Origin of the sequence: Alterotamlana spongicola, from assembly GCF_035818475.1 — a bacterium.
Classification (GTDB): domain Bacteria; phylum Bacteroidota; class Bacteroidia; order Flavobacteriales; family Flavobacteriaceae; genus Cognatitamlana.
In genome coordinates this window covers 2,522,818-2,536,119 of record NZ_JAYMGV010000001.1, presented here as the reverse complement: position 1 = coordinate 2,536,119, position 13,302 = coordinate 2,522,818, and the positions used below count along the sequence as shown (strand labels likewise).

General features: G+C 34.6%; 10 protein-coding genes. 3 read left to right on the top strand and 7 right to left on the bottom strand.

Annotation, left to right across the window (positions count from 1 at the left end; translation table 11 throughout):
* Positions 1–34: 34 nt before the first annotated feature.
* Positions 35–853 carry an orotidine-5'-phosphate decarboxylase gene (gene pyrF / locus VOI54_RS10935; protein ID WP_326282826.1) on the bottom strand — a complete coding sequence of 273 codons (819 nt, stop codon included), beginning with the start codon at positions 851–853 and terminating at the stop codon, positions 35–37.
* Between the two features lie 10 nt (positions 854–863).
* Positions 864–1,940, bottom strand: coding sequence for a peptide chain release factor 1 (prfA, locus tag VOI54_RS10930; RefSeq protein ID WP_326282825.1), 1,077 nt, complete (start codon positions 1,938–1,940; stop codon positions 864–866).
* A gap of 404 nt (positions 1,941–2,344) precedes the next feature.
* Between prfA and VOI54_RS10925 the strand changes: the two genes are divergently transcribed.
* Positions 2,345–2,998, top strand: coding sequence for an ATP-binding cassette domain-containing protein (locus tag VOI54_RS10925; protein WP_326282824.1), 654 nt, complete (start codon positions 2,345–2,347; stop codon positions 2,996–2,998).
* Between the two features lie 46 nt (positions 2,999–3,044).
* On the opposite strand, the gene VOI54_RS10920 is transcribed toward VOI54_RS10925, so the two are convergent.
* The 4 genes from VOI54_RS10920 to VOI54_RS10905 all read right to left on the bottom strand — a co-directional run bounded on the left by VOI54_RS10920 (position 3,045) and on the right by VOI54_RS10905 (position 10,266).
* On the bottom strand, positions 3,045–5,600 hold the full coding sequence (locus VOI54_RS10920) for an adenosylcobalamin-dependent ribonucleoside-diphosphate reductase (protein ID WP_326282823.1): 2,556 nt from the start codon (positions 5,598–5,600) through the stop codon (positions 3,045–3,047).
* A gap of 180 nt (positions 5,601–5,780) precedes the next feature.
* A complete protein-coding gene (locus VOI54_RS10915) occupies positions 5,781–6,743 on the bottom strand; it encodes a DUF3078 domain-containing protein (RefSeq protein WP_326282822.1) in 963 nt (320 codons plus the stop codon).
* Positions 6,744–6,819: 76 nt separating this feature from the next.
* Positions 6,820–7,998: an AIR synthase related protein gene (locus VOI54_RS10910; RefSeq protein WP_326282821.1), complete on the bottom strand. Its 1,179-nt coding sequence runs from the start codon at positions 7,996–7,998 to the stop codon at positions 6,820–6,822.
* Positions 7,999–8,079: 81 nt separating this feature from the next.
* Complete coding sequence (locus VOI54_RS10905) at positions 8,080–10,266, bottom strand: glutamine synthetase III family protein (RefSeq protein WP_326282820.1); 2,187 nt, start codon at positions 10,264–10,266, stop codon at positions 8,080–8,082.
* A gap of 265 nt (positions 10,267–10,531) precedes the next feature.
* Here VOI54_RS10905 and VOI54_RS10900 point away from each other — a divergent pair, with 265 nt between their 5' ends.
* Positions 10,532–11,554 carry a glutamine synthetase beta-grasp domain-containing protein gene (locus VOI54_RS10900; protein WP_326282819.1) on the top strand — a complete coding sequence of 341 codons (1,023 nt, stop codon included), beginning with the start codon at positions 10,532–10,534 and terminating at the stop codon, positions 11,552–11,554.
* Positions 11,555–11,647: 93 nt separating this feature from the next.
* Here the strand turns inward: VOI54_RS10900 and VOI54_RS10895 are convergent, their stop codons facing one another.
* Positions 11,648–12,592, bottom strand: a complete 945-nt coding sequence (locus VOI54_RS10895) for a calcium/sodium antiporter (protein ID WP_326282818.1) — start codon at positions 12,590–12,592, stop codon at positions 11,648–11,650.
* A 350-nt stretch (positions 12,593–12,942) separates the two neighbouring features.
* Here VOI54_RS10895 and VOI54_RS10890 point away from each other — a divergent pair, with 350 nt between their 5' ends.
* Positions 12,943–13,302: a BlaI/MecI/CopY family transcriptional regulator gene (locus tag VOI54_RS10890; protein ID WP_326282817.1), complete on the top strand. Its 360-nt coding sequence runs from the start codon at positions 12,943–12,945 to the stop codon at positions 13,300–13,302.

Below are 13,302 nucleotides of genomic sequence, written 5' to 3'. Positions count from 1 at the left end.
ATGGGCTTCCTTAGCTATCATTTTTATGGTTCCTCTAAATGCCTTTCAATTGAATCTCCATATCTTTTTGAAGTTCTTGAGCTTTTTGGGTTGCTGCTTTAGCAAAATCCGGTCCGTTGGAAGCATAAATAATACCTCTTGATGAATTAATTAATAACCCAATGTTTTCAGTCATTCCATATTTACAGACCTCCTGCAGGTTTCCTCCTTGCGCTCCAACACCAGGCACCAGTAAAAAACTATCCGGAATTATAGTTCTTATATCTGCTAAATACTCTGCTTTTGTTGCTCCAACAACGTACATCAAATTTTCAGAATTCTTCCAGGATTTTGATGTTTCTAACACCTGCTTATAGACCTCTCTACCATCAACGGTTTTAGTTTGAAAATCAAAAGCACCTTGGTTTGAGGTTAATGCTAAAAGTATCGTATGCTTATTTTCAAAAGCCAAAAATGGTTCTACCGAGTCTTTTCCCATATATGGCGCTACCGTTACGGAATCAAAAGCCAGGTCTTCAAAAAATGCCTTAGCATACATGGTACTGGTATTACCAATATCACCTCGTTTCGCATCTGCAATAGTAAAAATATCCGGATGCTTTTCATTCAAATACCTGATAGTCTTTTCCAAAGCTTTCCATCCTCTTATGCCATAAGCTTCATAAAATGCCGTATTGGGTTTGTAGGCTACACATAAATGGTGCGTGGCATCTATAATAGCTTTATTAAAAGCAAATATAGGATCATCTTCCTGCAAAAGATGTTCAGGAATTTTATTTAAATCCACATCCAATCCAATACACAAAAAGGATTTCTTTTTCTTTATTTCTTGAATAAGCTGGTTTGTAGTCACCTTTTAACTTTTATATCTCATCACTATTAGCCTTTAGTTTCTCCGTATTTTCGGCTAATTGCAATTCATCAATAATTTTTTGAATATCTCCGTTTACAATATTTTGTAAATCATAAAGTGTCAAGCCTATTCTATGATCGGTAACACGTCCTTGCGGATAATTGTAAGTTCTAATTTTAGCACTTCTATCTCCTGATGACACCATACTACCTCGCTTTGCAGCATCTTCCTCCTGCTTTTTAGCCAACTCCATATCATATAAGCGTGAACGCAATACTTTAAAGGCCTTTTCTTTATTCTTATGCTGCGATTTCTGATCTTGACATTGTGCCACCAATCCTGTTGGAATATGGGTCAACCGTACAGCTGAATACGTTGTATTCACAGACTGTCCTCCCGGGCCGGAAGAACAGAAAAAATCTATTCTTACATCTTTTGGATTGATTTCCACATCAAACTCTTCAGCTTCCGGAAATACCATAACCGTTGCTGCACTGGTATGTACCCGACCCTGAGTTTCTGTTTGCGGTACGCGTTGAACACGATGCACACCCGCTTCAAACTTCAAGGTTCCATAAACATCATCGCCAGAAACTTCAAATTGAATCTCTTTGAATCCGCCATTGGTTCCTTCACTAAAATCAACTGTGTCTACTCGCCAACCTCTACCTTCACAATATTTTGTGTACATTCTAAACAAATCTCCTGCAAAAATACTAGCTTCATCTCCTCCTGTTCCCGCTCTTAATTCTACCACTGCATTTTTAGCATCTTCCGGGTCCTTTGGTATTAATAGTACTTTTATTTCCTCTTCTAATTTAGGAATACCTTCTTTAGCCTCCTCATATTGCATTTTGGCCATTTCCACCATTTCAGCATCACTACCATCTGCAATGATCTCTTCGGCTTCAGTCAGATTATTGGTAAGCTCAATATACTGTTCTCGCTTATCCATTAAAACCCGTAAGTCCTTGTATTCCCTGTTTAGCTCCACATAACGTCTTTGATCAGAAATAATATCCGGTTGAATGATCAAATCACTAACCTCATCAAAACGCTGCTTAACTATTTGTAATTTCTCTAACATCTGCCTTTTTTAATTGGGAACCAAAAATACGATAATTTATGAATTTTCAATGCTTGTAAGTAGGCCTTATAAGTCAATTTCAAAAATAATTTAAAACTTGAAGCGTTATATAAAACACTTATGCAACAATTATTTTCCATATTTGTTTTTTACAGGCCATTTATTGTTTGGTCCATATGCATAAATACATTTTTCTCTTTTGTAAAATTCCATATCATTGCCATTCTCTTTGTAAAATTACTTTTAATTATTTTTCTTTGGTATATATTGAATGAAACCCACGGTAAACGGAAACTTATTTTTTATAAAAACCTAGGCATTTCAACTTTAAAATTATTTTCATTGGTGTTTATTATTGATATCATTTTTTCTTTACCTTTCCTACTCATCATGAAAGCGTTTGTATGACCATAGAGATAGACAACGTTGAACTTTACTTTAAGGAAAAATGCATATTAAACGGTATCTATTTAAAAGGAGAAACCGGAAAAGTTACAGGAATACTTGGAAGTAACGGTTGTGGAAAAAGCTGCTTACTTAACATTATATTTGGCAGCCTAAAACCAAAATACAAGTTAATTAGGATTAATAATAAACCTGTTTTAAAATCACTATACCAAACTAAACTGGTTGCTTATTTACCTCAATACAATTTCATTCCAAAATCATTGAAATTAAGCATGGTCTTCAAACTGTTTGACCTCAATTGGTACGACTTTATTATTTACTTTGAACATTTTAAACCCTTTAAGAATTTTAGATTCGGAAAACTTTCCGGTGGTGAGCGCCGCTTAGTAGAGACCTATATTATTTTAAAAAGCGACAGAGAAATTATTTTACTGGATGAGCCCTTTTCTCATTTGGCTCCATTATATATTGAAACCATAAAAGCTCTGATTACCGTTGAACAAAAGCAAAAGGTTATTATAATTACAGACCACATGTACCAACACATTGTTGATATGTCTGATGACCTCTATCTAATAAAGGGCGGACATTCTAAGCTAATTAAAGACCTAAAAGAATTGGAAACCTACAAATATTTAAGCATGAGATAAAAAAGGAAGCCGGTTGGCTTCCTTTTTTTTATCTTCAGATTTGATGTTAACCGCACTTTGAAGACCCACAGTCTTTACAAGTTAAACACCCTTCCTGATAAATTAAATTTTCCGACTTACAATTATCACATTGCTGCCCTTTAGCTTTAGTACCATCTGCAACATAACGTTTTAACGCACGCCCAACACCATTTTTCCAAGTGTTTATAGATTCACTGTCTAATTGTAAACTGTTTATTAAATCAACAATCTTATCTATGGGCATCCCGTGACGTAATGTACTGGATATGAGTTTAGCATAATTCCAAAACTCCGGATTAAATTTATGAGAAAGCCCTTCAATTGTTGTTTTATAACCTCTGGTATTTTTATATTGAAAATCATAACGCGACGTACCATCTTCATTACGGTTTTTAATAATCAACCCTTTATTTACCCAACGCGGGATTAAAATACCATCTTCATCATCTGCAAGACCTGTAAACACTTCATAAGGTTTCTCATCAATCAAACCAATAAAAGCTATCCACTTTTCTTTGTTATTTTGAAAACGCACTACATCTGCTTCTAAGGTTTGTGGACGCTTGGTAGGGAATGCTGTTAATTTATCATCTTTTTTATCTTCCTTCTTCTTATCATTTGATATTAAAACACCCGAACGAGAACCATCTCTATATACCGTAACACCTTTACACCCTACTTCCCATGCTTTTAAATACAACTCACCCACCAACGCTTCCGAGACATCATTTGGAAGGTTTATCGTTACGCTTATGGAATGGTCTACCCACTTTTGAATAGCGCCCTGCATACTCACTTTACTCAACCAATCTACATCATTTGAAGTCGCCTTATAATAAGGTGATTGCTTTATTAAATCATCAATTTCTTCCTGCGAAAAGTTTTTAGAGGCATCAATACCATTGACTTCCATCCATTGTTTAAAACGATGATGAAATACTACATATTCTTCCCATGAATCACCCACTTCATCAACAAAATCTATCCGAACTTCTTTATCATTAGGATTTACCTTTCTTCTACGCTTATATACCGGCATAAACACAGGTTCAATACCGGAGGTAGTTTGTGTCATTAAACTTGTAGTTCCCGTAGGAGCAATAGTTAATAAGGCAATATTACGCCTACCATACTCCAGCATTTCATAATACAATTTACTGTCTGCTTCTTTCAAGCGCTGGATAAATGGGTTATCTTTTTCGCGTTCTGCATCAAAAATCCCAAAAGCTCCACGTTCTTTAGCCAGATGTACTGAAGCTCTATAAGCTTCAATGGCAATAGTTTTATGAACTTTTAAAGAAAAAGCATTGCCTTTATCACTTCCGTATTGAATGCCTAAGGCCGCCAACATATCTCCTTCTGCCGTAATACCTACGCCTGTTCTTCTTCCTTCTTTAGCTTTACGCTTTATATTGAGCCATAAATTACGTTCAGTAGCTTTTACCTCACCCATTTCCGGATCTTCATCAATCTTTTTTAAGATATTATCAATCTTATCTAATTCTAAATCAATAATATCATCCATGATACGCTGTGCAACAGCAACATGCTTTTTAAATAATTTAAAATTGAATTTAGCTTTTTTGGTAAATGGGTCATCAACATAGGAAAATAAGTTAATGGCCAGTAACCTACATGAGTCATAGGGACATAAAGGAATTTCTCCACATGGATTTGTTGACACTGTTTTATACCCCAAATCTGCATAGCAATCCGGTAATGATTCATTTATAATGGTATCCCAAAACAAGATTCCGGGTTCTGCTGATTTCCATGCATTATGAACAATTTTCTTCCAAAGCGAATTAGCATCTATAGTTTTAGTTACTTTAGGCTCTGTACTAAAAATTGGATATTTCTGTTTATAATCAACTCCTTCTTTTACGGCTTTCATAAAGTCGTCATCAATTCTTACCGAAACATTAGCTCCGGTAACTTTTCCCTGCTCTAATTTTGCATTAATAAAATCTTCAGAGTCCGGATGGTTAATAGATACTGACAACATTAGCGCCCCTCTTCGTCCGTCTTGCGCCACTTCTCTTGTAGAATTAGAATAGCGCTCCATAAAGGGCACAATACCTGTTGAAGTCAATGCTGAATTCTTTACTGCAGAACCTTTAGGGCGAATATGTGACAGGTCATGACCAACACCACCACGGCGCTTCATAAGCTGAACTTGCTCCTGGTCAATTTTCATAATGCCTCCATAGGAATCTGACTCTCCATTATTGCCAATAACAAAACAATTAGATAGTGAAGCTATTTGAAACGGATTACCGATACCTGCCATTGGGCTCCCCTGGGGGACAATATATTTAAAGTCTTTTATTAAGCTAAAAATATCATCTTCTGATAATGGATTAGCATATTTGGCTTCAACACTTGCTATGGCTTTGGCAATACGTTGATGCATATCATTTGGTGTTAATTCATAAATATTTCCTTCTGAATCTTTAAGGGCGTATTTATTTAACCATACACGAGCGGCCAGGTCATCATTTTTGAAATAGTTAAGTGAAGCATTAAAAGCTTCTTCCTGAGTAAAAGTTTTGGTTGGTTTCTTGATTAGTTCTGCATTCATTGATTAATTAATGTTTAAGCTGGTTTGAGTAATAACGAAGCTTCAATAAACAACAAATGTACAACTTAAAACATGACAAAAATCATAAAGTTTACAAGCAAAAACAGTTAATCATATAAATATCAGATATTTAAAAATTTATCAACATAAAAAAGTTAACAAATTTTTTGAAGAAAAAAATCAAAAATCAAAGGCCACGCCAATCCCCAGGAACTGCCTCCACTGGACTTTTGCTCCTGCTTCGTCAAACTCCCCATCTACATCTTCAGACGGAACCTTGGTTTTTACATCATCATCATATCGTATATGAGACCCAAAAGTAGCTCTAACAAAATTATTTACTTTAAAAGTAAAATCCACACTCCAGTCAATATCAACATTACCAAATTTATTAAGGTAATCTGAATAAAGACTTACCCTATGCTTCACATTAATATTTTCAACAAGTTCTGTTTCATAACTGTTTGTAAGGAGCATTCCAAACTCTTTTCTAAACCGTTCACCAGGTACAAGTAAATTACCATCCTCATCATAAACGGCAGCTTTAACACCAAAAGCTCCTGCATTAGCTAAGTCTTCATCAAAAACAAAGGTCCCTTTTAAAGTTATGGGCGAGAAATAAAATGATAACGATTTAATATCCTTGCCATACTCCATACCTCCCCCAAAGAAGACATAACCCGGTGCCATAAATTTAGAAATAGGACTGTCTTTATCCGGGTATTTATACCCATTTGTAAACTGGGTTCTAAAATTAAGCCTTGCCATGTAGTACCAATGTGACTTATCATCAGACCTATACCCCATATTAGAGTTTAATTCAAATAGATCTTCTGTTTTTCTGGTTTCCCGTTCTGCCTGTTTGTTTATACCATAACGCACATGAACATCATTATTCCAAACAAAAAATTTGTCTTTATAATTATATAACGACTTTAAATCTACTAATCCTGATATTGAATTACTACCCCCTGCATTCCAGTTCACAAAAACAGCTTCACTCAAATCTAAAGCTGCTTTATTTTCCTGTGTCCATTGCGGCCCTACATACTTTTTTTCTTTCTCTTTTAGAAAAAGCCAGTCTGGTTGTGCATAGGAAAAATTAAAAATAAAGCAAAGTAGTAGTAAAACGAAGGTTCTCATGGTTAGTTACAAAGATTTATTTTACAAATTACCTCATTCATCAAAAAGTATTCCATTTTAACAAAAACATCAAATATTAATAGCTAAACTCTCCAAACTCTGATTTTATTGTGAGTTTTTTAGATTTTGATGCTTCTACTCTACCAATCACCTGGGCATTAACATTAAACGTTTTTGAAATTGCTATAATGTCCTCAGCTATTTCCGGGTTTACATACAGCTCCATTCTATGCCCACAATTAAAAACCTGATACATTTCTTTCCAGTCTGTTTTGGATTGCTCCTGTATCAATTTAAACAATGGAGGAATGGGAAACATATTATCTTTTACAATATGAAATTCATCTACAAAATGAAGAATTTTAGTTTGTGCTCCTCCCGAACAATGCACCATACCATGGATGGTATCACTGCTGTATTTTGATAGCATTTTTTTAATTATTGGAGCATATGTCCGTGTTGGAGATAATACCAACTTACCTGCATCTATTGGAGCTCCTTCTACTTTATCTGTTAATTTCACTCCCCCGGAATACACAAGATCTTCAGGTACTGAGGCATCAAAACTTTCTGGGTATTTTTCTGCTAAATATTTATTAAACACATCATGACGCGCAGAAGTTAACCCATTACTTCCCATACCGCCATTATACTCTTTTTCATAGGTGGCTTGTCCAAAACTTTCTAAGCCTACAATAACATCTCCCGCTTTTATATTGGCATTATCAATAACATCGCTTCTTTTCATTCTGGCTGTTACCGTAGAATCTACAATTATTGTCCTTACCAAATCACCAACATCAGCTGTTTCTCCTCCTGTAGAATGAATAGTTACTCCAAATGCCCTTAAATCTTCAAGCAGTTCTTCTGTACCATTTATAATAGCTGAAAGTACTTCTCCCGGTATTAAATTTTTATTTCTCCCTATAGTTGAAGACAGCATAATATTATCAGTAGCTCCCACACATAATAAATCATCAATATTCATTATCAAAGCATCTTGTGCTATTCCTTTCCATACTGAAATATCTCCGGTTTCCTTCCAATACATGTAAGCTAAAGATGATTTTGTACCTGCACCATCTGCATGCATGATCAAACAATACTGGTCATCATTGGTCAAATAATCCGGCACTATTTTACAGAAAGCCTTTGGAAATAATCCCTTATCTATATTTTTAATAGCGTTATGTACATCCTCTTTTGATGCTGAAACTCCCCGTTGTGCGTATCGTTTTGAAACTTCTTGACTCATAATGTTATTTTGTGTTGCAAATTTACTTTTTTGAATTAAAAAACCCCGCTTTTTAAAGCAGGATTTAATAAGTTTTAAACACTATCTTGTAAATAGCAATTCTCTGTACTTTGTTAACGGCCAAAGTTCATCATCAACCAAAAGCTCTAATTTATCACAATGGTAGCGAATATCATCAAACAGATTTTTTACTTTTTTACAATAGGCTTCTGCTTTCTTTTCTATATCTCTTAAACCATTTGCTTTTTTTCGTTCTTCAATCATTTTGGTAACATTAACATTTATACCTTCTATATGATTAGAAATGTCTTCTATTAAATTGATTTGTTCCTTTGATACATTATAATGCTTTTCTTCAAAAATCTCTTTTAACCCTCTTACATTTTCTATTAACACATTCTGATATTTTACGGCCGTTGGAACTATATGGTTTCTGGCTATGTCCCCAAGTACTCTACTCTCTATCTGAATATGTTTAATATAAGCTTCAATTTCAATCTCATAACGCGCTTTGGCTTCAATTTCACTCATAACTTGCATGTCCTTAAAAAGCGCTATACTTTCTTTAGAGATTCTTGCTTTTAAAGCTTCAGGAGTAGTCTTGTTATTACTCAACCCTCGTTTTTTTGCTTCCACTTCCCAGGCTTCATCATAGCCATTTCCGTCAAATAAGATAGACTTGGTTGACTTTATATATTCTCTCAATACATTAAATATAGCCTCATCCTTCTTTAAATCCTTTTTATTTATTAGCACATCAACCTCTTCCTTAAAATCTGTTAATTGTTTTGCCACAATAGTATTTAAAACTGTCATGGCATTTCCACAATTTGCCATAGACCCTACAGCTCTAAATTCAAACTTATTGCCTGTAAAAGCAAATGGCGATGTTCTATTTCTGTCTGTATTATCTAATAACACATCGGGAATTTTACCAACTACATTTAATTTTAATTCCGTCTTCTCCTGAGGTGATAATTTTCCTTTTGTAACCCCTTCAAGTTCTTCTAAAACTTTGGTGAGCTGCTCTCCAATAAACACTGAAATAATAGCTGGAGGCGCCTCATTTGCTCCTAACCTATGATCATTACTGGCTGAAGCTATTGCTGCACGCAAAAGTGCTTCGTGTTGCTGAACCGCCTTTATGGTATTGATAAAGAATGTTAAGAACTGAAGGCTACTCATTGGGGTTTTTCCCGGTGCTAAAAGATTAATTCCGGTATCTGTAGAAAGCGACCAATTATTATGTTTTCCGGACCCGTTGACACCTGCAAACGGTTTTTCATGGAACAACACTTTAAAATTATGACGAGAGGCTATACGCCCCATAATATCCATTAATAAAGAATTATGATCAACAGCTAAATTAGCTTCTTCAAAAATTGGTGCTATCTCAAATTGATTTGGAGCTACTTCATTATGCCTTGTTTTTACCGGAATCCCCAAAAGCATACATTCTGTTTCCAATTCCCGCATAAAATTTAATGCCCTATTTGGTATTGAACCAAAATAATGATCATCCAATTGCTGTCCTTTTGCCGAGGAGTGCCCCAACAGCGTACGACCGGTCAATGTAATATCCGGGCGACTTACAGCCAATATCTTATCAACCAAAAAATACTCTTGCTCCCACCCTAGGGACGAGGTTACTTTTTTAACATTCTTATCAAAATATTTACACACTGCAGTGGCCGCATCATCAACAGCATGTAGTGCTCTTAAAAGCGGTGTTTTATAATCTAAAGCTTCTCCGGTATAGGCCACAAAAATAGTTGGAATACACAGCGTAGTTCTATAAACAAATGCCGGAGACGTTGGGTCCCAGGCCGTATATCCTCTGGCTTCAAAAGTATTTCTTATTCCTCCGCTTGGAAAGCTGGATGCATCCGGTTCTTGTTGTACTAATTGTGTTCCTCCAAATTTTTCTATAGAGATACCATTCCCTATAGTTTCAAAAAAAGCATCGTGTTTTTCGGCAGTTGCTCCTGTTAAAGGCTGAAACCAATGCGTATAATGCGTAACTCCTTTTGACAACGCCCAGTCTTTCATAGAAGATGCCACCTGATCTGCTATATTTCTATCTATTTTTTTACCATATTGAACAGCGTTCATTACCCCTATAAAAGCATCCTTAGTCAAATACTGACGCATTGTATTTTCATTAAATACATTTTTACCAAATAAATCAGAGCGTCGTTCTTTTTCTTCTACAATCACTGATTTATAAGCCAGAGATTCTTTTATGGCATGAAATCTTAATGTTGACATTCTTTAAAACAATTTGAAAATGAATTACTAAGCAAAAATAATCAGCTTTATCAATTAAACCCTACAACTTAAAAATTTCTTGTTAACATTTTTGCAGTTTTTACATAAAAAAATCAACTTTTTTTTAAATAAACCCAAAAAAAATAGGGTATGAATAAAAATAAGTTATCTGTTTATTAAAAGACCCCCTATTAATTTAAAGTAAATACATAAAAAATTATATTTGTGACATTATTATCAATATTTCAATTATAAAATATTCATTATGGCAAAAATTAAATTAGAATACCTTTGGTTAGATGGGTACTACCCAACTCAAAATTTGAGAAGTAAGACCAAGGTAGAAGAACATGAAAACTTTCAAGGTACTATAGAAGAATTAGAAAACTGGTCTTTTGACGGGTCTTCAACAAAACAAGCTGAAGGCGGATCTTCTGACTGTTTATTAGTACCTGTTGCTATTTACCCTGATCCAGATAGAATCAATGGTTATTTAGTAATGACAGAAGTTATGAATGCCGATGGAACACCTCACGCATCAAATGGTAGAGCTACCATTGATGATGAAGATGATGATTTCTGGTTTGGTTTTGAGCAGGAGTATTTTATAATGGATACAAAAACAGAATTACCTTTAGGATTCCCTATAGGTGGTTATCCAGCTCCACAAGGTAAGTACTATTGTTCTGTTGGTGGAAAAAACACTCACGGTAGAGATTTAGTTGAAGAACACGCTGATTTATGTATTGCTGCCGGTTTAAACTTTGAAGGTATTAACCAGGAGGTTGCATGCGGACAGTGGGAATTCCAATTATTTGCTAAAGGTGCTAAGAAAGCTGGTGATGAAATATGGGTTTCCAGATATTTACTAGATCGTTTAACTGAAAAATACGGATACTATATTGAGTACCACCCAAAACCACTAGGAAAAGACATGGACTGGAATGGTTCTGGTATGCACGCTAACTTCTCTAACACAACATTAAGAACTTGTGGTGATAAAGCGATATACGATACTATTTGTGAAGCTTTCCGTCCGGTAGTAAAAGAACACATTGCTGTTTACGGTGAGTTTAACGATCAACGTTTAACGGGTGAGCACGAAACACAGTCTATTGACCAGTTCTCTTTTGGTGTTTCAGATAGAGGAGCTTCAATCCGTATCCCAATTGCAACTGTAGAAAAAGGTTATAAAGGATGGTTAGAAGACAGAAGACCTGCTTCTAACGGTGATCCATATAAAATTGCTGCAAGAATTATTAAAACTGTTAAATCTGCAAATATTTAATAATAACAGCAACAAGTTTTTGTTCATAATAAAAGGCTATCATTTTAAAATGATAGCCTTTTATTTTTATCCACTTTGATATTTTTATCTTAATTACTTTGATGTAAATAATAAAAATATAAATACACCATAAGCTATTACCAACATTAAACCTTTCCACCTACTTATTTGAAATCGTTTTGGAAGCAACATGAGTGGAATTAAAATAGCTGCAAACCCAATCATCCAAAATATATCATTATAAAGTATATCTTCATCAGTAACCGGCATTGGTTTTATTAATGCCGTTATTCCCAATACCGATGCTATATTAAAAATATTTGATCCTATTAAATTACCCAATGAAATGGCTTTTTCCTGTTTTACAGCTGCTATAACTGATGCTGCCAATTCGGGAACACTTGTTCCTATAGCAATTAAAGACACGCCTATTACAGCTTCACTCACACCAACAGACCGTGCTATTGACTTTGCACCATCTACCAGCCACACACTACCATAATAAAGCGCCGTTGCACCAATAAGCAACCATAAAATTATTTTAAAATTAGAAACTATAGACAAGGTGTCATCTACCTCATCTGTGACAGCATCTTTCTTTGCTGTTCTCATAACCAAAACCAGAAAAACCAGAAGCGCAGTAAACACCATACCTCCCTCAAATGCTGAAAATAAAAAGTCATTTTTTAAAAAATAGTACAGCACTATTGAAAACATCATCATAACCGGCCAGTTAAGCCTATAAAAAGATTTATCTACTTCTATGTTAGTTACTATTGCTGTAATACCCAGTACCAAACCTATATTTGCAATATTAGAGCCTATTACGTTATTTATTGCAATGGCAGGAGACCCTGATAAGGCTGCCTGAACACTTACCAATAGCTCTGGTGCCGAAGTAGCAAATGACACCACCGTCATCCCTATTACCATTTTGGAGATATTGAACTTAAATGATAAGGCTACAGAAGAACGTACCAAATACTCCCCGCCTACTACCAATAACATAAATCCCAAAATGACCCAAACTATACTCATAACTATTTTTTTGCGAAGATAAATGAAAGTGAAAAGTGAAAAGTGAAAAGTGAAAAGTTTTTTTGAAAACTTAAAATATAGTTAAATAACTATTATTTTAGTTGTATAACTACAAAAATAGTTATAAGTTTGAATCGCGTTAGGGATAGTAGTGAAAATCCTTTTTTTACCAGGTTATAGTTAAATAGAATTACGATTTAACCCTATTAATAACATCTTGATGAGATATTGAATCAAGTTGAACATAAAAAAAGATTGAAACGTATAGCCCGACCTGTTCCTGAACCCAGTCAACCGATAGACAAGGCGTTTCAGGATAAAGGTAACGCTAAAATAATTATCTGAATTTTATGGAAAAACTAACAAATAAAGAAGAGGAGATTATGCATATTTTATGGAAGCTAAAAAAGGCTTTTGTTAAAGATGTACTTAATGAAATCACAAAAGACAAACCACATTATAACACGCTTTCTACTATCATTAGAAACTTAGAAGACAAAGGCTATGTGAGTTATACGGCATACGGAAAAACACATCAGTACTTCCCTATTGTTACTAAAGAAGCTTACAGAAAAGGGTTTATGAATACCGCCATTAGTAATTATTTTAACGATTCTTATAAAAATGTAGTCTCGTTTTTTGCCAGGGAAGAAAAGATTAGTGTTGAAGAGCTAAAGGAAATTATTGCATTAATTGAAAAAAACAAATAA

Excerpts from the sequence above, each read along its gene's own strand:
- prfA (WP_326282825.1), bottom strand. The coding sequence starts at position 1,940 with ATGTTAGAGAAATTACAAATAGTTAAGCAGCGTTTTGATGAGGTTAGT.
- VOI54_RS10925 (WP_326282824.1), top strand. The coding sequence starts at position 2,345 with ATGACCATAGAGATAGACAACGTTGAACTTTACTTTAAGGAAAAATGC.
- VOI54_RS10920 (WP_326282823.1), bottom strand. The coding sequence starts at position 5,600 with ATGAATGCAGAACTAATCAAGAAACCAACCAAAACTTTTACTCAGGAA.
- VOI54_RS10915 (WP_326282822.1), bottom strand. The coding sequence starts at position 6,743 with ATGAGAACCTTCGTTTTACTACTACTTTGCTTTATTTTTAATTTTTCC.
- VOI54_RS10910 (WP_326282821.1), bottom strand. The coding sequence starts at position 7,998 with ATGAGTCAAGAAGTTTCAAAACGATACGCACAACGGGGAGTTTCAGCA.
- VOI54_RS10905 (WP_326282820.1), bottom strand. The coding sequence starts at position 10,266 with ATGTCAACATTAAGATTTCATGCCATAAAAGAATCTCTGGCTTATAAA.
- VOI54_RS10900 (WP_326282819.1), top strand. The coding sequence starts at position 10,532 with ATGGCAAAAATTAAATTAGAATACCTTTGGTTAGATGGGTACTACCCA.
- VOI54_RS10895 (WP_326282818.1), bottom strand. The coding sequence starts at position 12,592 with ATGAGTATAGTTTGGGTCATTTTGGGATTTATGTTATTGGTAGTAGGC.
- VOI54_RS10890 (WP_326282817.1), top strand. The coding sequence starts at position 12,943 with ATGGAAAAACTAACAAATAAAGAAGAGGAGATTATGCATATTTTATGG.